Genomic DNA, 24212 nt, shown 5'->3' with positions numbered 1-24212 from the left:
CGGCCGTAGATGTCCTTGAACGCCGCCGTTCAGCGCGGACGGGACATGCCGGCTCCGGTGTCTGGCCGTCGCCGGGTTCGGCCGGCGGACACCTGCCCAGGGTGCGGGCATTCGGCGCGGTGTCCCGGCCTGTCCGGGCCGGACACCCAGGTGGCTCAGGGAGGGGCGGCCGGAGCGAGAAGAGGCCGCGTGCCCTGCGGCAGCGGGAGGATCTGGTCGCCCGGCTGGATGATCCCGCCGCGAATCACCTCGGCCCGAAGTCCGCCGCGGTGCAGCAGGCCGCGGACAAGGCCTGGGCGGACCAGTTGTTCGAGGCGGGCACAGGGCTCGCTGAGTCTGAGGCCGCGCAGGACTGCCGTGCCGATCTGGAACTCCTGGTCCACCAGCGGGTTGAGCCGGATGCCCCGCGAGATGAGGTTGCGCCGGCATTCGGCGGGAGTGAGCGTGATGCCGTGCTCGCGGCCCAGGGCATCGAGGGCTTCGGCTTCGATGAGGGTGACATCGCAGACGCCGGATGCCCGGCCGGCCCCGCGACGCCGGGGCCGGGGGCCCTCGCCAGCCCAGTAGTTGCGGTCTCCTGCCAGGCCACGGCCTGTCACCGCGCGTGCCCACGCGACGCGGAAGGTGGGATCGCCGGCGCGCGAGGCGAGGTACAAGGAGGTGATCCGGCCCGGCCCGGACAGCTGCTGCGGTTCCAGTGCCATGGGCGGTCAGCCCTTCAGGAAGTGCTGATTGATGGAGCGGAGAGTACGGAACTGGTCCACGTCGATCTGGTTGAGCTGCAGTTCCCGTCCGATCAGGTCCTCCAGCAGCAGGAGGAACTCCATGAAGCCGAGTGAGTCGATGAGCCGGTTCTCGATGAGGTCGAGGTCCTCCGGTATCTCTTCTCGGCCCGGGTTCCGTTCGAGCAGCCAGTCCACAACCGGCTTGATCACGTCGTCCATGTCATCGCTCCTGGCTCTGGGGTCGGCTTGCGGAGCCGCTCGTGCGGGCGGGGATGCCGTTCGCGGGGCCGGGGGAGGCGGTGCGGAGCCCGCGTGCGCTCTCGTACTCCTGGCTGAGCCGGGCGACGGTGACGGCTGCCGGGTGCCGACCGGTGACGCGGGTGCAGGACCGGCCGCAGTACATGGCCATCTCCTCGATGCGGCCGGTGGTGCCGTTGCCCGGAGCCGCCGCGCTGTAGCGCGGTATCGGGTACTCCCGCCCGTCCACCCGGGTGGTGGCTATGAAGGTGGTTGGGGCGCGTTCACCGGCGATGGTGAGGGGGTTGCCCAGGACCCGGTGCGGGCGGTGCGGCCAGCCGATGCGGAACAGGGAGGTGATGAGGGTGTCGTCGGCCACGGCCTCGGTCACCCGCTGTTTGAAGAGCGGGTGCGCGGTGGATTCCGCGACCGGGATGAACAGCGTTCCGGCCATGGCCCCGTCCGCGCCCCGGGCAATGGCGTCCGCGAGGTCACCGCCGGTGGCGATCCCGCCCGCGACGGCCAGTACGGCGTGCGGATGGCGGGCCCGTACGCCGGCCAGCAGATCGCGCACCGGCAGCCGGCCGAGCAGGTGGCCGCCGGCTTCGGTGCCCTGCAGCACCAGGACGGCCGCGCCTCGTCCGAGCGCTGTGCCGGCTTCCATGACGGTGCCCACCTGGATCACCAGCGGGTGCCCGGCGGCCCGGACGGCCCTGGCCGCATCGGCGTCGGGCAGGCCGAAGGAGGTGACGAAGGCACCCCGGGGCAGTTCGGGCAGGACGGCTCGGAGCTGGTCCAGGCAGGCGGCGGGGCCGGTGACCTCGGGGATCACGTTCACGCCGAAGGGGCGGCCGGTGGCGGCCGCCACCTCACGGACCAGCCGGGCGGCCCGTGCCGGCGGTTCCTTGTACAGCGCGAGGGTGCCACCCGCTCCGGCCCGGGACACCGCGGCGCACAGCTCGGCTCCGGCGACGGCACCCATCCCGGCCTGCAGCAGCGGCAGCGCAAGGCCGAGCCGGTCCGCCAGCCGGGTCATGAGCCTTCTCCGCACCGCCGTACCGCGCGGTGCGCGGCTCCCAGGTCACCTTCGTAGAGGTCGCCCAGGGCATGTATCCACCGCTCCAGGCCGAAGGCGACGCATCCGGTGAAGGCCGGGCGGCCGGCGTGGCTGATGGCACGGCGCTCGCCGAAGAAGTTGCGGTGGTTGTTGGTGGAGGCGACGGCAGTCCCGTCGGTGTGCAGGTACTCGTCCTTGACCGGAGCCAGCATCTGCATGAGTGTGCGGGAGCCGTCCTTCTCGAAGAACGGGTCGGTGGCGGGCTGCCGGTCCAGGGTGAGGCCGAGGGCCGAACCGAAGGCGACGATCCGCTCGCGGTAGCGGTCCAGATGGGCCCGGACGGTTTCGGCGGAGCCGACGCACACGATCTCCCGCATGGTGAAGGCCCAGAGCCGCCGCAGCCCGTCGTGGTGGTCCTCGTTGCGGTAGCACTGCGCGACGGTGGTGATCAGGACGGGACTGTCAGCACTGGTGCCGGAGAGGTGCAGGAAGCAGCCGTAGCAGGCTGCGGAGGGCAGCAGGTGACTGGCGTCGGCCAGGTCGACGGCAGGCAGGGCGGCTGCTTCCGGCCAGGACGCTGCGCGGTCGGCCAGCCGGTCGGGGCGGATGCGGGTGACCGGGCTGCCCAGGTGCGGGAAGTTCTGGAAGTAGTCGAGAGTCCGCAGGTCGTCGGCCCGTAGCAGCGGCGGGTAGCTCTGCTGTCGGGCTCCGTCCCCGGTGGCCCAGCGGGTGAACACCGCGTCCAGCGCGCCCTTGAGCAGAACGGCGGGTTCGTCGAGGGTGGCCAGCCCGTCGCGGACCGACCAGGCGGTCCCGGTCTCGTCCGTGGCCGCGGCATCAGTGACGGGCATCGAGCACCCCGATCCGGTTGAAGAAGCCCGTCGTCTTGTGCAGGACCTTGGCGTGGGCGGCCTGCCGGGCTGGGTGGGCGAGCAGTCTCCGGCGCAGCGCGAAGCCGTCCGGTAGACCCGCGTCGCGGTAGACGGCCGGGTTGTAGAACGACTCGATGCTGGTGGTGAGGTAGCGGCCGAGGTAGCCGCGCAGTTCGTGACGTGCCCCCTCATCCAGGCCCCGGTCGAGGAGGCGCTCCCACAGGAGCTGCACGAGACGGCAGCCGAAGGCGATGTGGCGGGACTCGTCCTGGTGGTGCAGCCGGTTGATGTGCCGGACGGTCGGGTGCAGGCGGCTGTCGGCGGCCAGCTGGACGTTGTAGTGGTCCACGATCTGCTCGAAGACCAGAATCCGGGCGAAGACGAGGAAGTTCTCGATGTCCGCGTCGCGTGGCGTCTCCGGCAGCCTGACCGACCTGTCGGGGTAGATCTTGCCGGCGTATTTGAGGCAGAAGGTGGCGAAGAACCACATGTGGTCGTTCTCCTCACCGATGAAGTGGTGGAAGAACTCGGAGGGGAGCTCGAAGCCAGGTGTGTGGACGCGCCGGGTCACCTCGACGAGCAGCTCGCGGATGCCTTGCACGTTGAGGCTGTAGAAGTTGACGCTCTCCCACCGGCTCAGGGCATGGAGCTGGGCGGTACTCAGCCCGTCCATCACCTCGGTGCCGTACGGGGAGAGCAGTTCGGGCGACATCCACAGCTCGTCGGTGGGGATCGAGGCCGGCCAGTCGAAGGTGGTGAACGGGTTGTAGTAGTCCGCGGTGGCTTTGTCGGAGAGCCGGTCGAGCAGTGCCTGGAACTCGGTGTCGTCCGCTGTCGCGGTCACCGCTCGCACGGGAGGGGTGTTCGGGGGGCACATGGACGTCACTCCTTCCATCGGATGGTCGACAACAAGGCCCGGTGGAGCTCGGGGGTGGAGGCGGCCACACAGGAGCGCTGGTTGGCGATGCCCAGGTCGGTCAGGACGGTGTCGCCGAGCGGTTGTCCGTAGGCGTCGGTGATGACCGCCCCGGCCCGCTCGGCGAGGAAGACGGCCGCCGCGATGTCGTACGGGAACAGGTGCAGGACCCGGCCGTTGCCGACGCGTTCGAACTCGGGCAGCAGCGCCGGGTCGTCGCGCAGCAGTCGGTTGCCGATATCGACGTAGGCGTCGAGCTGGCCGGTGAGCACCCGGGAGATGGACCAGGTCGCGCTGTTGAAGACGAAGACCCCGCCGGTGTTGGCCGAGCGGTCGATGAGGTGGCCGTAGGCCTCGGTCATCAGCTGGGCCGGGTGACCGTTGAATTCCAGTGACCAGAGCATCCGCGAGGGGTCGGTGGTGCTGGTCAGCGCCGGAACTGCGTGGTCGTATCCGTGCGCCGTGATGCCGGGCGTCTCCCGGTCCCCGTAGAGGTAGGCGCCCGAGCGCAGCTCCATCAGAATGGCGTGTTCGACATCGGCGATGCGCGGGCGCTGCGACATGCGGGCGACGGCGACCGAGACGGTGGCCGACTCCAGGCCGGCGACGGCGGGCCGGGTGCCGTCGATCGGATCGACGACGAGCAGATGGGCGGGGTCCGTGCCGTGGTACTGAAGGCCGCGGTCCTCGGAGTAGACAGCGACGGGCAGATCGTGGTCGGCGACGTACTTCCAGGTGGCCGCTTCCGCGATGTCGTCGAGGCCGAACTGGGCGTCTCCTCCCGGTGAGTGGCCCCGGACCAGCCGGCTGCCCGCCTGGTGCTGGGCCGCCGTCACGGCGTCCCGGACGGCTGTGGCGAGACCGGTCACGTACTGCCGCACGGCCGCGGCGCCCGCGGGTCCGTCGTGCTCGGGGCCGGTCATGCGGCGGCCCCGGCGGCGAAGAGGGCTTCGACCCGGTCGCAGAGCAGGTCGGCCTCCGCGCGGGTGAGAATGAGCGGTGGACGGATCTTGATGACGTTGCCCCTGCCGTAGCGCGAGGTACGCAGGATCAGACCGTGATCCATGCCGCGCCGGGCCAGGGCCTGGGCACGCTCACTGTGCGGGAGTCCCTGGTCGTCGCCGATCTCGATCCCGATCATCAGGCCGAGGCCGCGCACGTCCACGACGGTGGGGTGGCGGGAGGCCATGTCGCGCAGTCTCTCCATGATGTGGGCGCCGACCTCCCGGACGTTCTCCAGGAATCCAGGACGGCCGATCACGTCGAGCGTGGCGGCCGAGGCAGCGGCTGCGAGGACGTTGCCGCCGTAGGTGAAGGAGTGATGGTCCGCGCTGAGCCCGGACATCCGCTCGTCGGCGACAATGGCCGCGACCTGGGCGCCGGATCCGCCGAGTCCCTTGGCGGTGGTCAGGATGTCGGGCCGGACCCCGTAATGCTCTGCGGCGAACATCCGGCCGACCCGGCCTATGCCGGTCTGGATCTCGTCGAAGATCAGGACGATGCCCCGTTCGTCGCACAGGGCACGTAACGCGGGCAGATATCCGTCGGGAGGCACGATGTTGCCGCCGCTGCCCGAGATCGGTTCGACGACCACGCAGGCGACGCTGCCGGAGCTGGCGTGGTCGAGGAAGTCGTTGATGCGCTCGACACAGAGCATGCCGCAGCTGTCCGGGCCCGCCTGGCGGTAGAAGCAGCGCAGGCAGTACGGGTCGGGGACGTGGAGCACGCCGGGCATCAGATGCGGGAATGGTGCCTTGCGGAAGGACTCGCCCGACATGGTGGTCGTCATCATCGTCTGCCCGTGGTGACTGCGGAACAGAGTGACGACGTCGCGGCGCCCGGTGGCGACCTGGGCCATCTTGACCGCGCCCTCGTTGGCGGTGGACCCGCCGGACACCTTGAGGTGCACCTTGGTCAGGTTCGGCGGGGTCACCTCGACCAACCGCCGGACGAGCTCGTTGACGGGCGCCGTCTGGAAGGTCGATGTGGTGTGCACCAGCCGTTCGACCTGGTCGCGCATGGCCTTGACCACCTCGGGATGTCCGTAGCCGAGGCTCAGATTGAACGTGCCGGAAGCGCAGTCGAGGTACTCGTTGCCGTCTGTGTCGTACAGGTGGACACCCTCGCCGTGATCCATCTCGTACGCACTCACCGGGTAGTACAGATGCTTCTGCGCGTAGCTCAGGGCGTCGCTTCGTACGTCACCCCGGGCACCGCGCTCGACGCGCGTGAGGTCAGCCATGTGACTCCTGTCGAATTCCGCCCGCAGACACGACGGACGACGAAAATCGATATTGCCAGGCAGGGGAACCTTCAGTTCCCGCCGGCGTTACGGGCGTGAGATCTCATACCTCCAGGACGAAGGTGAACGCCGCATCCCAGCCCTCCGACGTCTTCCGTACTTCCATCAGGCATTCTGGCCGGAAATACTTGTCGAGGTGATTTCGGCGTTCGCCGGGAAAATACAGCATCGTGGTGAGCACCGCTCCGCCGGGCGGCTGCACCTTCACATGCACGTGCCGCGTCCGCCCCGGATACATGGCCGGCAGGACTGTCTCCAGCCGCCACAGGCCCTCGGCGTCCGCGAACTGGTGGCCGCGCAGCCGAAAGCCGTCGTCGTCGTAGACTCCAGCGTCTCCGACCTGCCAGAAGTCGAGAAGAGTGCCCCCGATCGGTTCCCCGTCGGGGGTGCGTACGGCGCCGTGCAGCACCATCGGGACACCCTGGTCGTCATCGCCCCGGAAGCTGGTCCTGAGTGGGGTGTCGGGCTTGTAGTACGGCCCTTCCCGCAGGGCGGGCGTGGGAGGCGTTCCGTTGCATCGAACGGTCGGAGTGAGCGTCTTCACAGCATTTTCCGGACTTCCGATCTCCACGGCGAAGATCTCCCTCGGTCAAAGGATCATTCACTTCGATCCAGGCACATTAACCGGAATTTTCGATGTTGAAAAGAAGGCCGTGTAGCGCCTCTCAGCCATTTCCAGGCATTTTATTGCCAGGATTCCGTGGCCCACGTGGACAGCAGTTCCCCCTGGGAATAGAGCGGGTCACGGGCCGGATGGGAAAGCGGGGGCACCCGGGGACAACCGGAGACGGATGAGATCGCGGAGGATCAGTGCCAGTCGGCGGCGGACCGCCGCAGAACGGCGCGTGCGCGGGCGAAGTAGGCCGGGTCGGGCGGTGCGGTGAGGATGTCCGCGAGCGCGAAGAGGTCCAGCGTCCGGCTCAGCCGCGGCCAGTCCGCGGGCAGCCGGCCGTTCCCGCCCCGGAAGCCGTCGACGAAGCCCGTGGTGAAGGCACGCGGGTACTCGCGGGCGAAACGCAGCATGTTCCCGACGTCGAAGAGCTGGGAGCCGCTGAAGGCGAGCTCCCAGTCGAGCACGGCGGCCACCGCCCACTGCCCTGCGCATCGTCGGACCAGGACGTTCTTCGGGTTGAAGTCGCCGTGCACCAGGCTCCGTTCACCCGACACGGCGGCAAGTGCCTGAGGCCCGCGGCGGGCCAGGGCGCGCATGACGGCCGAGTCCGTTCCGCTCAGCGGCCCGCCCGGAGCCGTTGTCGCCAGACAGTGGTCGACGAAACCGGCCAGGTCGCCCAGCGGGGCCGCACCGTCCGGGGCCGGTGCCAGCGAAGAGTCGCCGAAGGCGCCTGGGCGGGGCAGCCTGACCCGGCCGATCCGCGCCAGCGCCGAGCCGACGGACCGGCCCAGGGACCGCGCTTCGCCGGCCGCCGGGCCGTCCGCGAGTACCTGGCTGAGCGGGATCCCCTCCACGAACCGGTAGAGCAGGGTGGGGCGGCCGGTGGCGTGACCCTGCGGATCGGCTGCGACCACCGCGGTCACCGGGACGGAACGGGCCGCCGCCCGGCCGAGGACAGCGATCTCCACCGCACACGTGTTGCGCGGGAACCGGCTGCCGCAAGGCCGATGGCGTCGCAGCACATAGCGCTCCGCACCCGCCGCTTCGGGGCGGTGGACGGTGAGCACCGCCATGTCGTTGGTGAACCCCCCGGCGAGCGGGCCCACCTCGTGGAGCAGGGCCCCGGGCAGAGCGTGCCGGGTCAGCCACGTGTGCGTGGCCGGGTCCAGGAGGCCCACCGGATGAGGGCGCGTCATACCGGCCAGCCTGCCCGGCTCCGGGCCGCGCTCATGCCTCCGTTCCCCCCGATGGCCCAGCGCCGGGCGACGGTCGCGCGGCGGCCGCCGCCCCGGCCGCCAGGACCAGTCCGCCCGCCGGTCCGGCGAGCCGGCCCAGCCGGGCCGGGACCACGAAGTCCTCGGCGGCGTGCTCGGGCAGCCCCGGGTACCCGGCCAAGGTCGAGGTCAGTTCGGCGCGGATCAGTGGAAAGAGCCCGGGGAACGCCGCGACACCGCCGCCGATCACGATCCGCTGGGGAGCGGTCGTGTAGATGATGTTGCGGAGCCCCGCCGCCAGGTAGCCGGCCTCCATCCGCAGTGCCTCACGCAGTGCGTCCCCGGTCAGCTCTTCGGCCGGGGCGCCCCAGCGGGCGCCCATCGCTTCGCCGCCCGCCAGCCCCTCCCAGCAGTCGCCGTGGAACGGGCAGGAGCCGGCGAAGGTGTCGCCCGCGAGCCGGGGCACCGTGAGGTGGCCCATCTCGGTGTGGATCAGACCGCTGACCACGTTGCCGTTGATCACCGCGCCGCCGCCGATCCCGGTGCCGACGGTGAGGTAGATGTAGGTGTCCAGTCCCCGTGCGGCACCCCAGCGGCCCTCACCGAGGGCCGCACCGTTGACGTCGGTGTCGATGCCCACCGGCACCGCGAGGGCGTCGGCGAAGGGACCGGCGACGTCCACCCCGGACCAGCCTGGTTTGGGGGTGGCGGCGAGATGACCGAATTTGGCATGCCCCCGTCGCAGTTCCAGGGGGCCGAAGGAGGCGATGCCTATGGCGTCCAGCGGACCCGTCCTGGCGACCGTCTCCCGGAAGAAGGCGACGGCCCGAGCCAGGGTGGGGCCCGGCCGGCCGGTCGGGATCCGGGTCTCGGCCTCGATCCGGTCGGGGGCCGAGCCGACCAGACAGACGAACTTGGACCCGCCCGATTCGATGGAGCCGAGCCGTGGCGCGCTCATCAGAAGCCCACCGGCCAGCCATCGGCGCCGACCGGGCCGGAGTGTGAACGGATCACGACCTTGAGCGCGTCGTAGCGCGGCTGCCGTTCGCTGCCGTCATCCCCGTCGGCCCCGTCATCCCGGGTGAGGCCGCCGAGCGCGGTGAACGCCTCTGAGTAACGCTCTAGCGGGAACTCATGCGTCACCAGCCGCTCCAGGAGAGTGCCGGTCCCGCTGCCGGGTCGCTGTGGGACGCCGAGTTCGGCGGCCAGGTCCACGGCCACGGGGAAGATGTCGGCCCGGTAGTCCCCGGCGCCGATCACGCTGATGCCCCGGTTGGTGAGCTGAAGCGGGCGCAGCGGCATGGAGTACGTGTCGTCGAACCCCATCACCACCACCCGGCCGCCGTCGTCGACCAGTCGCAGCGCCGTGTCCAACCCGGTGCCCGTGGTGTCGAAGACGACGGAGGGACGCTCGTCGCCCCATGTCTTCGCCACGGCTTCCACCGGGTCGGTTCCGCCCACGTCCACCACGTGCGCGAAGTGTTCGCGGGCCCGCTCCAGCCGGTAGCCGTCCGGTTCGGCGACGGTGACCCGGCGCGCCTGGCGGCCGGCGACCAGTGCGGTCAGCATGCCGATCGGACCCGCGCCGAGCACCACCACGGTGTCGCCCCACGCGACGGAGGCGGCCCCGACGTTGTTCAGGACACAAGCGAGCGGCTCGATCAGAACCGCGCTGCGAAAGGGCAGTCCGGCGGGAACTCGTTCGACGAAACGTTCCGGCAGGGTCACGGCCTCCGCGTACGTGCCGTCCCGGTCGACACCGACCTCGGTCCCGGCCTTGTGCCGGCAGAAGTTGGTCGCTCCCCGGCGGCACGGTGAGCACCAGCCGCAGTACAACGTCGGGTTGACCACCACACGGTCCCCGACCCCGACCGAACGCACCTGCGGTCCGGTCTCCCGCACGACACCCACCGACTCGTGTCCGAGCACGGTACCCGGCCGGGCCGGGAACCGCCCGAGCAGGATCTTGCGGTCCGTTCCACAGATGCCCGTACCGACGATTTCCACCACGACGTCATCATCGTGCGCAAGCTGCGCGGCCGGCCTGTCCTGCAGTTCGGCGGAGCCTGGACCCAGATAGACGAGAGCGCGCACGAGACCTCCCCATCGGTTTTCGGAAGGGCGACGCTAACGCAGCTGAATGCGACCGGATAGGACACCTATGAGCCATTGCGCAGTCGTTGTCGCAGAGGAGAGACGCCGGCCGGCGTGCGCGAGGCGGACTGAGGGGACCGTGCCCCCTACCCGGCGGCTGCCCGGGCGTCCAGGGCCATCGCGGTTTCCAGCGAGATCAAGCGCGCGTTCTGCAGCGTCGCGACCTCCCAGCGGTCGTTCTGCCACACGAGCGCCAGCAGCTGCATGAAGGAGCGGCTCGCCGGCGGCTCCTCCTCGCCCGGCATCACCATGGCGACGCGGTGGTGCACCACACCCCAGCCCGGGCGGACGATACGGGCGAACGGCACTTCGCTCCGTACCATCCGGGAACCCTTCAACATGGTGTCGAAGAGCGGCTGATTGAACGCAATCACCGCTTCGCGCCCCTTGTGGATGGTCCCCTCGAAGTCTACGAGCTCGGCGTCATCCGCGAAATCGGCGACGAACGCGGTGGCGTCACCGCTGTTCCAGCCCTCGTTCATCCGGGCCGGGATGGCGCGCATTGCCTCGACCGACTGTTCCATGTGATCGCCTTTCTGCTATCCGTACTCTTAGCCACCATCCTCGGCGGGTCGGCCGGTGGACGCATTGATCATCCGCGCACGGTTGTTGGATATGAGTGCCGCGGCGTTGTATCCGTAGGTGGCCTTGAACAGCCGGCTGAAGTGCGCGGGATCGGTGAACCCCCAGTCGGCGGCGACGGCCGCGACGGTCCGGTCGGTTCCGGCCAGGTCCGCGTGGCAGCGTTCCAGGCGCTGCCGGCGGATCAGGGCCGCCACCGTCAGCGGCTGGTCCTCGAAGAGCTTGTGCAGTCGGCGCACGGACATGTGGTGCGCCGCGGCCACCTTCGCCGGAGTGAGATCCCGGTCGGACAGCCTTGCCCCGATGAAGCCGAGGATCCGGGTGCGCAACGTCTCGTCGGCGGCCGGCCTCTGCGAATGGCCCAGTTGAGCCGAGAGTGCCACCGCGATCAGTTCGATCACCGCGGCCGCCGACCGGTCCGCCTCGTCGGCGCGGAATCCGTCGAGGGACCCCACCATGTCCCGTGCGAGCGAGGACACCAGGGCCCCGGGGCCCTGGTCGCCGCGAATACGCACTCCAGTCAGCCGGGCGGCGTCGTCCGCTCCGAGTCGCAGTGAGCGCCGGGGTATCAGCATGGTCACGTGCGTGGACTCGGTGCTGGCGAACCGGACCGGCCGCACCGGGTCGATCAGCACCAGGTCGTTGGGCCCGAGTACAGCGGTGCTGCGGCCCTGCTCGGCGCGCACCCGTCCTTGCCTCACCAGCTCGATCTGCCACAGCTCGCCGTCGGTGGCGCGGGCGGACCGCTCGTCCCGGAAGCACTCACCCTCGGGAGTCACCAGTTCGGCCAGCCGTAGAGGCCCGAGGTCGCGGGTGACGATGCCGGCGTGGAAGTCGTCGCCGGCGTGCCGCCGGCCGAGCAGGGGCGGCAGGCCGCTTGTCGCGAGGGTCTCCAGAAATACGTCGGCGCTGTTCATGGGCCCTCAGTACGCGGAACGCGGTACAGGACGCCGCCGTTGTGCGCACCCTCCGGGAGCCGCGAGCCTCACATCATGCTCTCGCGGCGTGGGCCTGCTTTCTCCAGCGCGTTGTTCGGCGACGCTCGTCATGTCCGACCTCATCATCAGTAGAAGCCCGGCCCGGCGCCCGCCCAGCGGCCACGGGCGACCTTACCGGCGCGTACCGGCGCTGAGCCCGCCGGCTGAAGTGCTCAGTCACACACGCGTATCCGCTGGACTACGGGTTACTCCCCGCCGGGAACCGTGCGCTTTCACGGCTCGGCCAGGTGCGTCCGGATCCGCCCGGACACTTCCGGCCGCCGGCCATCATGCCGGTCCGGACGATGCGGCGAGGCAGGCCGGTCTGGTAGACCATCGGTGGGTGCTCGCGGAGGAGGCAGTATGGCTCAGAGGTCAGCGGCAGCTTCTCGTGTGCGGGCAGCCCGAGCACAGGCGCGGGCGACGGGTGCCGTCGCGAGTGAACGCTGGGACGCGGCGCTGCGGCACAGCGAGATCGCGGTGGCCGCGGCTGAAGAGGCGGTGGCGACAGCCGACCATGACGACGATGTGGTGCTGCTGGCGCAGACTCTGACTCTCAGGAGTCAGATCCATGAATCGCGCGGGGACGGCCGTGCGGCGCTTTCCGCGGCACGTGCGGCGCTGGATGTGTACTCAAGGCTTGATCGCGAGGTGGACAACCCCCAGCGGGTCGCCCGACGGCTGGGTGACGACTCGGTGCTGTTCTCTGCGGGGTACAGCCCGCTCAAGGACCGGTTCGCCTGGCTGTACGCCCAGACCGCTGACGCGCAGTTGGATCTGGCCAGGCTCATCGCCGAACACCAGGCCGCCACCGGAGCAGCCGAGGCGCGGCGGCTGGCGGAGGTGGCGCTCGGAACCTTCCGGGAGCTGGCGCGGTTCAGCGACCGGTACGCGGCCAAGGCCGACCTGGTGGCGGCCGGACGCCGGACAGTGATCGACCGGCTCGCCGGCCGCGTCCCGGCCGACGTGACCTCCGAGCCTCTCGCGGCGGAGGACCTCACCCGGCAGGCCGCAGGGATCGAGGAGGCGGCAGGAAAACAGCTGGAGGCCCAGACAACCCGGGCGGAATCCCATCTGAGCAGGGCGAGGGCCGACTACGGGGCCCGACGCTACGCCGAGGCGGCCGAGAACATGCGGATGGCCGTAGAGACGTATCGGGAAGTGGTTCCGCACAGTGTGTGGCACAAACGCGAACTGGCACGGGCTCTGTTCGACTACGCCCACCACCTCGAAGCGCGGGCAAGCAGGAGCGAGGCGGTGGACGCGATGGACGAAGCCGGTCTCCTCTTCGCGCAGGTGCATGAGCACAACGACCGCCGCTTCGCGGACGAGGTGGCGCTGTGCGCCCGCGAGTCGCGCCGCCTGCGGCTGGTGCGGTTGCACCTGCGCCGCCGACGCACTCGCGTGGTACCGCTCGCGAGGTGACCGGCGCACCGCCTGCGGACAGCGTTCGGACGGGAGGAACGGCACGCTGGATGGGGTTCCGGGGGGCTACTCCTCGGTGGCGCAGGGGTCGCAGCAGGAGGGGGCTGATTCGACGCAGATGGTGACGGTGTCGGTGTTGTTGGTGGTGTCGGGGTCCTTTTCGGCGGCGGTGGCGGTCGCGGTGTTCTCCGTCCGGCCGGTCTTGGTGGCCTTGGCCCGCAGCACCAGGGTGGCCGTGGCGCCCTCGGCCAGGTCGCCCACGGTCCACCGCCCGCTAGCCGGGTCGTAGCTGCCCGGCGTGCCGTCGGCGGACAGGAAGTGCAGGCCGTCGGGGAGCCGGTCGGTTACGGTGACGCCGGTGGCAGCGTTCGGGCCGGTGTTGTGGACGGTGACGCGGTAGGTGACCGTCTGCCCGACGGTGACGGTGGTCGCGTCGGCCGCCTTCGTCACCGCCAGGTCCGCCGCCGGATTGACTCGCGTGACCTCCTCGTTGGACGTGGAGGTCAGCGGCTCGGGCCTGTCGCCCAGCCGGTTCTCGTAGGACGCGGACGCGGTGTTGGTGATCTGCTTGCCACCGCTGGCCCTGTCGATGACCACCCGGTACTCCACCGTCGTCCCGGCCGACAGGGTCTCGGTGTTGGGCAGGCTGCCCCCGGCTGTGCCCGACGCGCTGTTGCCGAGGTGGAATACGACCTTGTTCGCGGCGGCGTCGTAGTACGCCTGGTCATCACCCTGCGCGTCACTCTTCGCCCCGGCATTCGGGCCGTCGACGACGCGCAGCGAACCGGGCAGGTAGGTCATCCCCTGCGGAACGGTGTCGGAGAGGACCAGGCTCTCGGCGGCACCGCCGCCCTCGTTCCTGGCCGTGATGCGGTACGTGACGACGTCACCCACCTCCAACGGCCCGGCGGGTACGGCGGCCTTGACGAGCGACACGTTCGGAGCGGTGCCGAAGAAGATCCCGTCCAGGAAGTTGCCGATGCCGGGATTCCCGCCGGCGGCGGAGATGGACCGGAAGGCGAAGCGCGTCAGCGTCTGACCCGCCGGGACGGTGTAGGTGCCGGTGTAGTAGCCCCAGGCGGTGTTGCCATCGGTGAAGCGCCTCTGCTGCACCGTGGATCCCGGGGCGCCGATGTCCAGCGCCATGGTGTCGTCCCCCTGGCGGCCGCGGTGGTAGAGCCGCCAGTACAGCTTCGTACCGGGTGTGGTCGGCAGATCCTGGTAGAGCGTGGACACCTGAAAGGCGTTGAGCTCGGCGAACTGGGAACCGTCGACCGAGGGCACCCCGTTGAAGCCGGAGTGCCACAGTTCGATCGTGTGGTCGGTGGCGGTAGTGAGCCAGCCCGGAACCCGCTTCGCCGCCTGTGTCTGCGAGGCATCCGGAAGGTACTCCACACCCGTGACGGGTGGCTGTTCGAAACTGCCGTTGACCAGAGCGACCCGGAGCGGAGCAGGAGGTGTGGCCATGGTTCTTCCCCTCAAGTCAATGCTGCTGAACCGCACCGCCGACAGCCGCACAACCGCGCTGTGACGGAGGAAAAGCTCCGCACAGCGCAACGCACTCGACCGGATGCGTAAAGGGATGGCCGCGTTCCGTCGGCCATCCCGGCGCGACAGGTTTACGGCCTCCGCGCCGGACGGCCCTCGCCGCGCACTCACCCATGCCGCCGTCGGCGCACCGCTCCCATCACACGCGCCTCGCACTCCCCTCGCACTCGCCACCCCTGATGACCGAAAGCCTCCGTCGCACCCCACGCACTCACCCTTGCGGCGGGTGAATCGGACATCACGAAGCTGACGCCCCCGACGGGACTGATCCGCGCCTGGAGGCCGATATGCCCGACTCGGTCGATCGAGCCCCGGCGGGCATCAGGATCGGGACAGCGCGGCCCAAGGGCGATCCGGTCGGGGATCGGCGCCGTCGGACTCGTCCGGGCGGCCGACGGCGACTGTGACCCCTCGCCGTCGTCTGCGACGCCGTCGCCCGTGACGCGCTCGACGTACCGCCGCAGGACCGCGCGGTGCTCGCCGCGTTCGCGGATCGCGCGCGGACGACCGGTGCCGGGCCGGCCGGCGGAGCCGGGGTGCGGCCCCGGGCACGGCGCAGGGCGCCTGCGGGACGTGGGACTGGACGTTTCCGGCACCGGCCCGGCACCGGAGGGACTGTCCGGCGGATCCTGCGTGGGGGAGGAGCAGCGCCGCCCGCCCGGCCTCGGACGGCCTGGCGGGCGGCGGTGGGTCAGCCTCAGACGCCGAGCAGATCCACGACGAAGATGAGCGTCGAGCCGGCCGGGATCAGAGGCGAGGGCGACTGGTTGCCGTAGGCGAGGTGCGGGGGAACGACGAGCTCGCGCCGGCCGCCGACCCTCATTCCCTCGACGCCCTGGTCCCACCCCTTGATGACCCGGCCGCCGCCCAGGGGAAACCTGAAGGCCTGCCCCCGGTTCCAGGAGGCGTCGAACTCCTCGCCGGTGGCGAAGGTGACGCCGACATAGTGGACCTCCACCATGGCACCGGGCTTCGCCTCCGCACCGTCCCCCACGACGATGTCCCTGATCTTCAGATCATCGGGAGCCTCTCCCTCGGGAAAGTCGATCTCGGGCTTCGACAGGCTCATCGCGGCTTCGTTCCTCTCTGCCGGGCCGGGGCGCATCCGGTGCGGAGTCCCTCGGGCCGCGTGGTCACTCCACGCACTATCACGACTACGCTACCGCGATCGATCTGCCGGTCAGGAACCGGAGCACCGGTGCCGCGAGCAGCCCCCGCAGCCACCTTGCGCCCGCCGCGTCCCCACGACCGAAGCCACGCAGGCCGCCCCGGGGCGGAGCCGGGCCGAGGAGAACGCCCTGCCCTGCCCACCGCGCCCGGCCGGCCGCGCGGCGCATCTCCTCGGGGCCGGCCGGTGCCCGTCCACGGGGCCGAGCGGGCGTCACGCGGCCCCGGCAGCACAGCGCCAGTGGTCCGCGGTGTTCGGCGGCGGTGCGCAGCGGTGCGATGACGTCACACTTGCACCGCGTCATTCCGTCACCGCGCGCCCTGCTCCCCGGCCGGATGCCGCCTCAGTGGGCAACCTCCTTCGTCGCCTTGCTGGTGGCCGTGCCGCTCGTGTGGCCGGTGCGGCGCCCGGTGACCTTGACGGTGATCTTCTTGCCGCGCTGCGCCGTCTTCAGCGCCAGTGACGACTTCGTCGCGCCCTTGATCGCCTTGCCGCCGGCATACCACTGGTAGGCGTACGAGGACGGGGCGGGAGTCCAGGTCCCGTGGGCGGCCTTGAGCGTGCGGCCGACCTTCGCGGTGCCCGAGACCGCCGGTGCCTTGGTGGCCTTCGGGGCGCTGCCCGCCGCCACCTTCACCGCCGCGGTGGTCGCCGTGCCGCTCGTGTGACCGGTGCGACGGGCCGTGACCGTCAGGGAGAGCTTCTTGCCGAGCAGCGAGGACGACGGAGTGTACGTGGACGCGGTCGCGCCCTTGACCGCCTTGCCGTCCGCCTTCCACTGGTAGGCGTACGAGGTCGGAGCGGGGCTCCACGTGCCATGTGCGGCGGTGACCTTGGCGCCCACTCTCACCGTGCCGGTGGTCTTCGGGGCGGTGGTCGCCTTCGGGGCCGCCCCCGCCGTCACGGTCACCGCCGCCGAGGTGCGCCCCACGTCGGCGGCACCGGCCTTGCGGGCCGTGACCGTGACGGTGAGCTTCTTGCCGAGCAGCGTCCCGGGGAGGGTGTAGGAGGAGCCGGTGGCGCCGGTGACCGCCTTGCCGTCCGCCTTCCACTGGTAGGCGTACGATGTCGGCGCGCCCGACCAGGTACCGGTGGACGCGGTGACCTTGGCGCCGACCCTGGCCGTGCCGCCGATCACGGGGGCGGTGGCGCTGACGAGGGCCGCCGGGGTGACGGTGAACGAGCCGCGCTGGTACTGCCACCCGTTGTGCGTGTCGACGAACACGGTCCAGGTGCCGGCCGTTGCCCCGGTCAGGTCGACCACCGCGGTCAGAGTCCTGCGGTCGGCGGAGACGGCGGTGGTCTTCGCCTCGATCCTCTTGCCGGACAGCACCATCCACACCGTGTCGTCCTCGTGCAGAGCGGTGCCGGACAGGCGGACGGTGACCTTGGTACCGGTGGGACCGGTCGTCGGGGTCAGCTCGCCGATGGTGACGGCCTGCGCACCGCAGCGGGAGGCCCTGCAGGTGAGCTCGGCCCGGTAAGACGTCCGGGCGGCGTTCTCGGGCAGGGACAGGACCAGCGTGCTCGGGGTGACACCCCTGACGCCCGGCTCGGAAACCGCGCACTCGTATCCGATGGGGATATAGCGCGTGCAGCCGTTGCCGAGGCTCGCGTCGTAGAGCGCGGGCACGGCGCTGGGGGTTCCGTCCCCGGATTCGCTGATGCCCACGTCGAACCGGTCGCCGTCGGCGGTGGGCAGCACCGCGCAGGCCGTGGCGTGCTGTTCGTCGAGGACTCCGGTGAACGGGCCGTATCCGTAGCTGATGTCGGGGACTTCGGTGCACTCCGCCGCAGGGCCGGCTGCCGTCGCGATGCGCACGGTGTCCAGGCGGTACGTGGGAGCGGCCTTCAGCCGCGAGGGGACGGTGACGAGCACCTGGTAGCGGGTGGAACCGGTGACCGCGCAGGCCGCGTTGCTGTTGCACCGGTTCTCGCCGGCCTCGTCGAAGGCCACGAGGTTCGCGGTGCCGAGCGCGTCCCGGACGTTGAGGTGCACCGTGTCGCGGGCGTCTGCGGTGGTGACCTGCCGGCACACGAGCAGGCCGGGATCGGCCGTGACCCCGCCCGTGGACGGGCCGCCGGGGATGCTCGCCGGAGCGGCCGTGCAGCCCTTGGCCGAGGCGGTGACGTCCTGCCGGCTCAGCGTGTAGGAGGCGGCCGTGTCACGGCCGGTGACCAGCACAGTGTGGGCGACGCCCGGCGTCAGCGGGCAGTGGATCCAGGTCGTGAGCGAGGCGTATACGGAGCAGACCTTGGCGCCGTGCGGGTCGATGACGGTGAACTGGGCGGGGGACGTGGTGCCGGGGGCGGCCCGGAGCTGCAGCACCTCGTGTGCGCTGTGGCCCCCGGCCGGAATGCTCAGGCACTGTGAGAAGACACCGTCTCCGGTGGAGACCCGGGCCGTGGGGCTCGTCGCCGTGAAGTCGCCCGCCGGGATGGCCGGGCAGCCGTCCGACGCGTCCGTACGGTGCAGCGCGACGGTGTACGCGCCGGTCGGCGGGTCCTCGGCGTCGGTGGAGACCAGGGCCCTGAACGGTGCCTTGCCGGTGAGCGCACAGGTGCCGTCGTTGAGCGAGATCCAGTCGCAGAGCTGCTCTCCGGCGCCGTCGATCACGATGGCGTCGGGGTACGGTCCGGGTCCGCTGAGGGGCTTCTGCAGGGCCATGCGGGCCCCGGCGGGCAGGGGGAGCGACAGGCAGTCGATCTCGCCTGCCTCGGCGAACGTGGAGCGGTACGGGCCGAGCCCGACCGGCTCGCAGCCGGCGGTGGCCGACCGGTCGAGGATCAGCGTCGCGTCATCGGTGAGGACGATGTACTCCCCGGCTGCGGGCAGGCTGCAGCCCGATCCGCTGGTGCAGACGGTCCGGCCGGCCCGGTCGTACACCCGGAGCGCGGTCCGGGTGCCGGAGCCGACCTTGTACGCGTCGTAGCGTCCGGCGGCCGGGGCGGTGAAGATCTTGCAGCCGGTGGGCTGTTCCGTCGTGGAGGGCGCGGAGTTGTACGCGTTGAGGGGTACGTGCGCGCAGCCCACCGGGTCGGAGAGCCGGCGTACCGTCAGCGTGTACGCGGCGGGGAAGCCGGTCTCGGCGCTGCTGATCTGCGACAGGACCCGATAGGGGCCGTTTCCGGGAAGGACGCAGCCCTCGTCGTCACCCTCGTTGAAGTGCGGACAGATCCGGGCGCCGGTCCCGTCGGTGATCCAGACTCTGCTCTCCCCGTACACATGGGTGGTGATCGTCTCGGTGATTCGCTCACCGGTCTTCCCCGCGAACAGCTGGCACTGGAGGGCCGTCGGCCCGGCCGCGGAGCCGGTGACCGGAGCGGTGTCCCACGCGGTGCTGATCTCGGGTGCGCACCCTTCGACGGTGCCGAGGGCGACGACGGACACGGTGAGCGTGTCCGGGGCGGACGAGTTGTTTGCCAACTGCAGCGTGTAGGTGCCCGAGTGGGGCAACTCGCACCAGCCCGCCCCCCATTCGCGGTCGTAGCAGTCGAGCTGGTCCGCACCGTCGAGGACGCTGAGGTACGTCCCATTGCCGCCGGACTGGAGGAGGCGGTGCAGTCCGGCCGTCTCGGCCGTGAAGGTGAGGCAGACCGTCGAATCCCCCGGCACCGCCAGCGTGCCCGCCGAAGCCGCCGCTTCACCGAATCCGGAGAGCGGGAGCACGGCACAGTCCTCCCCGTCCGAGGCGGCCTTGACCGGTCCCGGCACGCCTGGAACCGGGGCCGCGCCGGCGGCGTACGCCCGTGCACCGCCTGCCGGGAGCAGCAGGGACAACAGGACCGCCAGCGTGAGCAGCAGCGCGGCGTAAGCGACCGCTCTCGCCCGCGCGTACGAATGGTGAGGCATACCGTTCCCCCCGGACCGGGACATGACTGAACGCGTGGCCGCCCGCGCACGGGAGTACGCGAACGGAGAGCTGCCGAGGCGCCAGCCATGTGTGTGACATGTGAAGAATCATCGAGATGATCGCACACTTATTCCACTGCTGGGCAGTGCTGTTCGGCCGCGGGGAGGCGGCCCGTCTCGCGGAGTGATCTCCCGGGGCGGGCGGGGTGCGTCCCCGCAGGTGTTCCGCGTACGCGTGGGTCAGGTGAAGGCCGACCGCGTCGGGCAAGTCCCGCCCTGCTGGCGGCAAGCGTGCAGACCACGAGCGCTGCGGCTGGAGCTTCCACGGACAGGGACCGGTCTGCCGGAAGCCGCTTCCGGCAGACCGCCCCCACTGAACGACGGTCCGACCGGAGTGTCAGCGTGTCAGGTCGAACGTGGCGGCGCGGGCCACGAATGCCGTGCCCCCGTCCGCGGCCGTCGCCAGTGCCGAGACATACCAGGTGCCCTTGGGCAGGTCCGCCGCATCCCGCTTCGTGACCTTCAGCGTGTAGGTGCAGCGTGCTGTCTCGTCCGAGGTACTCCGGCACTTCGCGCTCTCCGCCGAGCGAAGCTCCGCCTCGGTCGGGTTGAGCTTCGAACTCGCGGGCCAGGCAAGGAACTTCAGGCCCCGGACGCCCGAGTCGTCGCTCACGTCAACGGTGTAGGTGAACGAGCCGGCGCTGCCGCCGGACGGAGCCGCATAGTGAGCCGAACTGTGCTCCAGGGTCGGCTCCGTGGGAGGCGAGGCCAGTGCGAAGCTGCCGGAGGCCACCGCGCCGAGGGCGACTGCGCCGATGAGTGACGAGAAGAGAATGCGCTTGGACATGGAAGATCCCCTGATTTCGTTGGAAGGCTGGGCCGGACACGCACAGGAGCGTCAAAGCACCTCTGGTGCAGCCGGTTCCGGAAGTGGTCGTAGAAGCGGTGGCCGACCGCGTTCTCGACGTGATCGAGCCTATGACCGGGGGCAGGGCGCCGTCCTCGCGCTGCGGGACGATTGGCGCGTCGAACCACAGGCAGAGACTCTGCAACCCAGGTAAGAGGCCGGAATCCCCCTCCAGCCGGAGCCGGGCCCCTCACCTGCGGACATAGCCTTGATCCGACATGAACCGAACCGACGACCGGCTGTTCCCGGTCCTGCTGACCTGCGCCCAGGCCTTGGTCTGGCCCGGGGCGCCGCTGATGCGCGGAGCCGTCCCGCCCGCGTCCGCCCTACTCGTGGCGGCCTTGGTCGCCGGAGTGGTGACGGCCGCGCTCGCCCTGCGCCGTACCCGCCCGGTGACCACCCTGGTCGTGGTCGCCGCCGCCTGCGCGCTGGGAGCCGGCCCCCTGCCCGCCGGGGCCATGGCGGTGCTCGGGACCGCGGGCATCGCACTGGCCCTCTGCACCGTGGCGACCGAAGGCGACACCTTCACCGCCGTACTGTGCGTGCTGGCACTTGCCGCCTGGCAGCTCCTGCACGGCATCAGCCTTCACGGACTCAGCGACCGCAACGGACTCGACGTCGTCCTGACCGCGCTGCTCTACGCCACCGCGTGCGGCGCCGGGCTGCTCGTGCGGCGGACCCGTCGCACACGGCGAGTGGCCGAACAACTGCTGAAACGGGCCGAGTCCGAGCGACACCGACTCCCGGCGGTCGAACGACGCCGTATGGAAAGGGAGTTGCACGACGTCAGCGCCCACCATCTGACGGCTGTGGTGGTCACGGCAGGGGCGGCCCTCGGATTGCACGACCGCCGTCCCGAGCTTGCCGAACAGGCACTGGAGTTCGCGGTCGAGACCGGCCGCGAGGTCACCCGCGCGCTCGGCGCGGTACGAGCGCCGGCGCCCTCCCGGGGGAGTGTGCCGTCACCGCAGGAACGGCTGCTGGACCTGGCCGCAGGATTCCGGCGCCTGGACCAGCAGGTGGACTGCGAGATCGACCCCCTGCCGGACGGCGCCGTCGCGGACGCCGCGTACGGCATCGTGCGCGAGGCGCTGACCAACGTGGCGCGGCATGCCCCCGGCGCACATACGAGGATGCTGTGCCGGTACGGCGACACCCGCACTGACGTCGTAGTCACCAGCACACCCCCGCCGGCCGGCGCGGTGGCCCACGGCGCGGGACTCGGCGGCGGCCGCGGGCAGGGCTTCCTGCGCTCCCGCGCACGGGAGGCGGGCGGCACGGTGCACAGCGGCCCGACGGCTGACGGCGGTTGGGAGGTACGGGCGGTACTGCCGGGCCGGACGGCCACGACGGTGGAACCGCCTGCGCCGAGGACCTACCGAATGGCGCAGGTGGCGGCGGCGACAGGCCTGATCCTGCAGCCGCTGCTCCCCGTCCTGGTCGTCCGGGCCGAGGACGCGTCGAGCGGGACGCCGGTGTCGGCGGGTGCCCTCTTCGCCCTGCTGGCGGCGGGCCAGGCGATGGCCCTGCCGTGGCTGCGCAGGGCGCCGCGGACGGCGTACGGGATGCTGCTGGGACTGGCGCTGTTGTGGCCGGTGGCGATGGCACTGGGAAACTACGGAGGACCGGTCCTCCTCCCACCCGCGCTGAGCCTGTTGGCCACCTTCGCGGCCCTCGCGATGGGGCCGGCCCGAACCACACCGCCCCGGAAGAAGCGCGGCGCTGCGCCGAAAGGCGGCTCCGCCGCAAAGAGGGCCCACCATGAGCGCGGAAGCGACGAGCCCCCACCCGCCCGTGGCCACGTCACGGCCATTCTCCTCGCCGTACTTGTGCACGCCGGGGCCGCCACCACCGCAGTTCTCGACCGGGGCACGGCCGCTCCTATCTGGACCGTCATCGCGGCAACCACAGTCGGCGCAGCCCTCACCGGCACCGCGGCCCACCTGACCGGACAGCGCCGCCGCCGGCGCCGGCACGCCGACCGCCGCGCCCACGACGAACGCCTCGCCGCCTGGACTGAGGAAGCCGTCCGCGACGCGTGGACCGAGCGCCACCGCATCGCCGCCGGCCTCGAAACCACGGTACTGGCCCGCACCGCCGACATGGTCACCGAGGCGGAGGCAGGCCGGCTCGACGCGACAGCGACCCGCGCCCGCGAGGCCCTGGCCGCGATGCGCGCCCTGCTCGACACCGTCCGGGACGGCGGGACAGGCCCCGGACTGCGGCCGCAGCCCACCCTCCAAGCGCTCGACCTGCTCGCCCACCAGCTCCGGGCCACCGGCCGCGACATCGAGATACGGCTGACCGACCGTGTTCCGGAGCGACTGCCCACCGCCGTCGACCTGGCCGCCTACCACGCCGCGGAGACGGTGCTGGCGGCCGGCGGCGAGGAGCCTGCGACACTCGAACTCGACGTGGAGAAAGAAACGCTGACGCTCACGGCCACCGGTGTGCCCCGCGCCGCCGACCCCGCCGTTCGGGAACGGCTGACCGCACGGCTCGCGGCGGTCGGCGGCACCCTGGACACCGGCCCACAGGGGACGGTCCGCCTCCGGCTGCCACTCGCCATTGCGCCGGACACCGAGGAGAGACATCAATGAGCCTCAACGTGCTGGTCGTCGACGACCAGGGCATCGTACGGGCCGGATTCGCCGCCGTGATCGACAACGAGGACGACATGACGGTCGTAGGCGAGGCCGCCGACGGCGCCGCCGCGGTGCGGCTGGCCGAAGAACTGGCCCCCGACGTGGTCGTCATGGACGTACGCATGCCCGAACTGGACGGCATCGCCGCCACCCGCATCATCACCGGACAGGAGAACGCGCCGCGTGTTCTCGTCCTGACGACCTTCGACCTCGACGCGTATGTCTTCGACGCGCTGCGCGCCGGCGCCTCGGGCTTCCTCCTCAAGGACGTACACCCCGCCCAACTTCTGCAGGGCATCCGGGAGGTGGCCGCCGGCGAGAGCGTACTCGCCCCGTCCGCGACCCGCCGACTCATCGGACACTACGCCGCCGGGCCACCCGCCGTGGTCCCGGTCGGGAGCTACCCCGAACTGGACAGCCTGACCGGCAGCCAGCGCGGCGTCCTCGTTCTGGTCGCGGCCGGACTCACCAACGCGGAGATCGCTGACCAACTCGGCATCACCGTAGGCACCGTGAAGTCCCACGTGAACGCGCTGCTCCGCAAGCTCGGCCTGCGCGACCGCGTGCAGGCGACGATCCTCGCGTACGACCTCGGCCTCGCCCGCCCGAACCCGCCCGGCAACCACCTCTGACCACCCGGCCGCACCAAGGAGTTTCTCGCCATGACCAACACCAATACCAATACTGATATTGATACCGGCCGATCCGTCCCCCGCCGACTGCGCGATCTCTTCGGCGTCGTTGGCCTCGGCTACCTCGTTCTCTGTGTCGTCCTGGTCGTATGGGCACTCGTGGTGACCGTCACCGACAGCTCGGGCGAGTCCATGGCCGGGGTCATCCCGGTCCTTGCCACGGCCCCCGTCAGCCTCGTGTTCCTCGTCCTGCCGGACAACACCGTCATGCTGATCGCCGCTGTCGCGCTCGGCGCAGCGGTCAACGCGGCGATCATCGGCTGGTGCGCCCGCGCGCTGCGTCGCGGCGGCCGCACGGACTGAGGACGTACAGCAATCACGCGCC

The 24212-nt window shown here is 70.9% G+C and carries 21 protein-coding genes; 4 read left to right on the top strand and 17 right to left on the bottom strand.

From position 1 onward, the window contains the following. Positions 1-155: 155 nt before the first annotated feature. The 13 genes from ACIP89_RS21675 to ACIP89_RS21615 form a co-directional block, all read right to left on the bottom strand. Positions 156-704: an MOSC domain-containing protein gene (locus ACIP89_RS21675; protein WP_402116209.1), complete on the bottom strand. Its 549-nt coding sequence runs from the start codon at positions 702-704 to the stop codon at positions 156-158. Positions 705-710: 6 nt separating this feature from the next. Next, complete coding sequence (locus tag ACIP89_RS21670) at positions 711-944, bottom strand: acyl carrier protein (protein ID WP_371775305.1); 234 nt, start codon at positions 942-944, stop codon at positions 711-713. 1 nt (position 945) lies between these two features. Then, on the bottom strand, positions 946-1998 hold the full coding sequence (locus ACIP89_RS21665) for an NAD(P)H-dependent flavin oxidoreductase (protein ID WP_402116208.1): 1053 nt from the start codon (positions 1996-1998) through the stop codon (positions 946-948). Next, positions 1995-2870 (bottom strand): hypothetical protein, encoded by an 876-nt coding sequence (locus ACIP89_RS21660; RefSeq protein WP_402116207.1) that lies wholly within the window; start codon positions 2868-2870, stop codon positions 1995-1997. Before ACIP89_RS21660 ends, ACIP89_RS21665 begins: the two co-directional genes overlap by 4 nt. Continuing rightward, positions 2857-3735, bottom strand: a complete 879-nt coding sequence (locus ACIP89_RS21655; RefSeq protein WP_402116206.1) for a diiron oxygenase — start codon at positions 3733-3735, stop codon at positions 2857-2859. Before ACIP89_RS21655 ends, ACIP89_RS21660 begins: the two co-directional genes overlap by 14 nt. 38 nt (positions 3736-3773) lie before the next feature. Beyond that, on the bottom strand, positions 3774-4730 hold the full coding sequence (locus ACIP89_RS21650; protein WP_402116204.1) for an inositol monophosphatase family protein: 957 nt from the start codon (positions 4728-4730) through the stop codon (positions 3774-3776). Next, a complete protein-coding gene (locus ACIP89_RS21645) occupies positions 4727-6049 on the bottom strand; it encodes an aspartate aminotransferase family protein (protein WP_402116202.1) in 1323 nt (440 codons plus the stop codon). The genes ACIP89_RS21650 and ACIP89_RS21645 overlap by 4 nt, the downstream gene beginning before the upstream one ends. Positions 6050-6152: 103 nt before the next feature. Next, the gene (locus tag ACIP89_RS21640) at positions 6153-6653 is read right to left on the bottom strand and encodes a dioxygenase (RefSeq protein ID WP_401928932.1); all 501 of its coding nucleotides are present in this window, start codon (positions 6651-6653) and stop codon (positions 6153-6155) included. Between the two features lie 263 nt (positions 6654-6916). Further along, the gene (locus tag ACIP89_RS21635; protein WP_402116201.1) at positions 6917-7918 is read right to left on the bottom strand and encodes a phosphotransferase; all 1002 of its coding nucleotides are present in this window, start codon (positions 7916-7918) and stop codon (positions 6917-6919) included. A gap of 31 nt (positions 7919-7949) precedes the next feature. Further along, positions 7950-8894: an ROK family protein gene (locus tag ACIP89_RS21630; RefSeq protein WP_401928928.1), complete on the bottom strand. Its 945-nt coding sequence runs from the start codon at positions 8892-8894 to the stop codon at positions 7950-7952. Beyond that, positions 8894-9946: a zinc-binding dehydrogenase gene (locus ACIP89_RS21625; protein ID WP_402116200.1), complete on the bottom strand. Its 1053-nt coding sequence runs from the start codon at positions 9944-9946 to the stop codon at positions 8894-8896. Before ACIP89_RS21625 ends, ACIP89_RS21630 begins: the two co-directional genes overlap by 1 nt. A gap of 230 nt (positions 9947-10176) precedes the next feature. After that, positions 10177-10614 (bottom strand): SgcJ/EcaC family oxidoreductase, encoded by a 438-nt coding sequence (locus ACIP89_RS21620; protein ID WP_402116199.1) that lies wholly within the window; start codon positions 10612-10614, stop codon positions 10177-10179. 27 nt (positions 10615-10641) lie between these two features. Further along, a complete protein-coding gene (locus ACIP89_RS21615) occupies positions 10642-11589 on the bottom strand; it encodes a helix-turn-helix domain-containing protein (protein WP_402116198.1) in 948 nt (315 codons plus the stop codon). Between the two features lie 453 nt (positions 11590-12042). On the opposite strand from ACIP89_RS21615, the gene ACIP89_RS21610 reads away from it, so the two are divergent. Continuing rightward, the gene (locus ACIP89_RS21610) at positions 12043-13074 is read left to right on the top strand and encodes a hypothetical protein (RefSeq protein ID WP_402116197.1); all 1032 of its coding nucleotides are present in this window, start codon (positions 12043-12045) and stop codon (positions 13072-13074) included. A gap of 66 nt (positions 13075-13140) precedes the next feature. Here the strand turns inward: ACIP89_RS21610 and ACIP89_RS21605 are convergent, their stop codons facing one another. The 4 genes from ACIP89_RS21605 to ACIP89_RS21590 form a co-directional block, all read right to left on the bottom strand. Further along, on the bottom strand, positions 13141-14541 hold the full coding sequence (locus ACIP89_RS21605; protein ID WP_402116195.1) for an isopeptide-forming domain-containing fimbrial protein: 1401 nt from the start codon (positions 14539-14541) through the stop codon (positions 13141-13143). Positions 14542-15319: 778 nt separating this feature from the next. Beyond that, complete coding sequence (locus ACIP89_RS21600; protein ID WP_401928916.1) at positions 15320-15691, bottom strand: FKBP-type peptidyl-prolyl cis-trans isomerase; 372 nt, start codon at positions 15689-15691, stop codon at positions 15320-15322. A gap of 442 nt (positions 15692-16133) precedes the next feature. Then, the gene (locus ACIP89_RS21595) at positions 16134-19643 is read right to left on the bottom strand and encodes a hypothetical protein (RefSeq protein ID WP_402116194.1); all 3510 of its coding nucleotides are present in this window, start codon (positions 19641-19643) and stop codon (positions 16134-16136) included. 397 nt (positions 19644-20040) lie between these two features. Then, on the bottom strand, positions 20041-20490 hold the full coding sequence (locus tag ACIP89_RS21590) for a DUF5707 domain-containing protein (protein ID WP_402116192.1): 450 nt from the start codon (positions 20488-20490) through the stop codon (positions 20041-20043). Between the two features lie 278 nt (positions 20491-20768). Between ACIP89_RS21590 and ACIP89_RS21585 the strand changes: the two genes are divergently transcribed. The 3 genes from ACIP89_RS21585 to ACIP89_RS21575 are packed head-to-tail and all read left to right on the top strand — an operon-like array spanning position 20769 to position 24190. Next, entirely contained in the window at positions 20769-23150 is a 2382-nt protein-coding gene (locus ACIP89_RS21585) for a histidine kinase (protein ID WP_402116190.1), read from the top strand. Then, on the top strand, positions 23147-23827 hold the full coding sequence (locus ACIP89_RS21580; protein WP_401928908.1) for a response regulator: 681 nt from the start codon (positions 23147-23149) through the stop codon (positions 23825-23827). The genes ACIP89_RS21585 and ACIP89_RS21580 overlap by 4 nt, the downstream gene beginning before the upstream one ends. Before the next feature lie 30 nt (positions 23828-23857). Next, entirely contained in the window at positions 23858-24190 is a 333-nt protein-coding gene (locus ACIP89_RS21575; protein ID WP_402116188.1) for an SCO4225 family membrane protein, read from the top strand. Positions 24191-24212 lie beyond the last annotated feature (22 nt).

Source organism: Streptomyces sp. NPDC088730, from assembly GCF_044751215.1.
Taxonomy (GTDB): domain Bacteria; phylum Actinomycetota; class Actinomycetes; order Streptomycetales; family Streptomycetaceae; genus Streptomyces.
Note: the sequence above shows the minus strand (reverse complement) of the source record. Positions and strands in the feature narration are given on the sequence as shown.

Coding starts and splice junctions, on each gene's coding strand:
- ACIP89_RS21580 (WP_401928908.1), top strand. CDS start 23,147: ATGAGCCTCAACGTGCTGGTCGTCGACGACCAGGGCATCGTACGGGCC.
- ACIP89_RS21615 (WP_402116198.1), bottom strand. CDS start 11,589: ATGAACAGCGCCGACGTATTTCTGGAGACCCTCGCGACAAGCGGCCTG.
- ACIP89_RS21675 (WP_402116209.1), bottom strand. CDS start 704: ATGGCACTGGAACCGCAGCAGCTGTCCGGGCCGGGCCGGATCACCTCC.
- ACIP89_RS21630 (WP_401928928.1), bottom strand. CDS start 8,894: ATGAGCGCGCCACGGCTCGGCTCCATCGAATCGGGCGGGTCCAAGTTC.
- ACIP89_RS21590 (WP_402116192.1), bottom strand. CDS start 20,490: ATGTCCAAGCGCATTCTCTTCTCGTCACTCATCGGCGCAGTCGCCCTC.
- ACIP89_RS21635 (WP_402116201.1), bottom strand. CDS start 7,918: ATGACGCGCCCTCATCCGGTGGGCCTCCTGGACCCGGCCACGCACACG.
- ACIP89_RS21660 (WP_402116207.1), bottom strand. CDS start 2,870: ATGCCCGTCACTGATGCCGCGGCCACGGACGAGACCGGGACCGCCTGG.
- ACIP89_RS21650 (WP_402116204.1), bottom strand. CDS start 4,730: ATGACCGGCCCCGAGCACGACGGACCCGCGGGCGCCGCGGCCGTGCGG.
- ACIP89_RS21620 (WP_402116199.1), bottom strand. CDS start 10,614: ATGGAACAGTCGGTCGAGGCAATGCGCGCCATCCCGGCCCGGATGAAC.
- ACIP89_RS21605 (WP_402116195.1), bottom strand. CDS start 14,541: ATGGCCACACCTCCTGCTCCGCTCCGGGTCGCTCTGGTCAACGGCAGT.
- ACIP89_RS21585 (WP_402116190.1), top strand. CDS start 20,769: ATGAACCGAACCGACGACCGGCTGTTCCCGGTCCTGCTGACCTGCGCC.
- ACIP89_RS21645 (WP_402116202.1), bottom strand. CDS start 6,049: ATGGCTGACCTCACGCGCGTCGAGCGCGGTGCCCGGGGTGACGTACGA.
- ACIP89_RS21575 (WP_402116188.1), top strand. CDS start 23,858: ATGACCAACACCAATACCAATACTGATATTGATACCGGCCGATCCGTC.
- ACIP89_RS21595 (WP_402116194.1), bottom strand. CDS start 19,643: ATGCCTCACCATTCGTACGCGCGGGCGAGAGCGGTCGCTTACGCCGCG.
- ACIP89_RS21665 (WP_402116208.1), bottom strand. CDS start 1,998: ATGACCCGGCTGGCGGACCGGCTCGGCCTTGCGCTGCCGCTGCTGCAG.
- ACIP89_RS21670 (WP_371775305.1), bottom strand. CDS start 944: ATGGACGACGTGATCAAGCCGGTTGTGGACTGGCTGCTCGAACGGAAC.
- ACIP89_RS21600 (WP_401928916.1), bottom strand. CDS start 15,691: ATGAGCCTGTCGAAGCCCGAGATCGACTTTCCCGAGGGAGAGGCTCCC.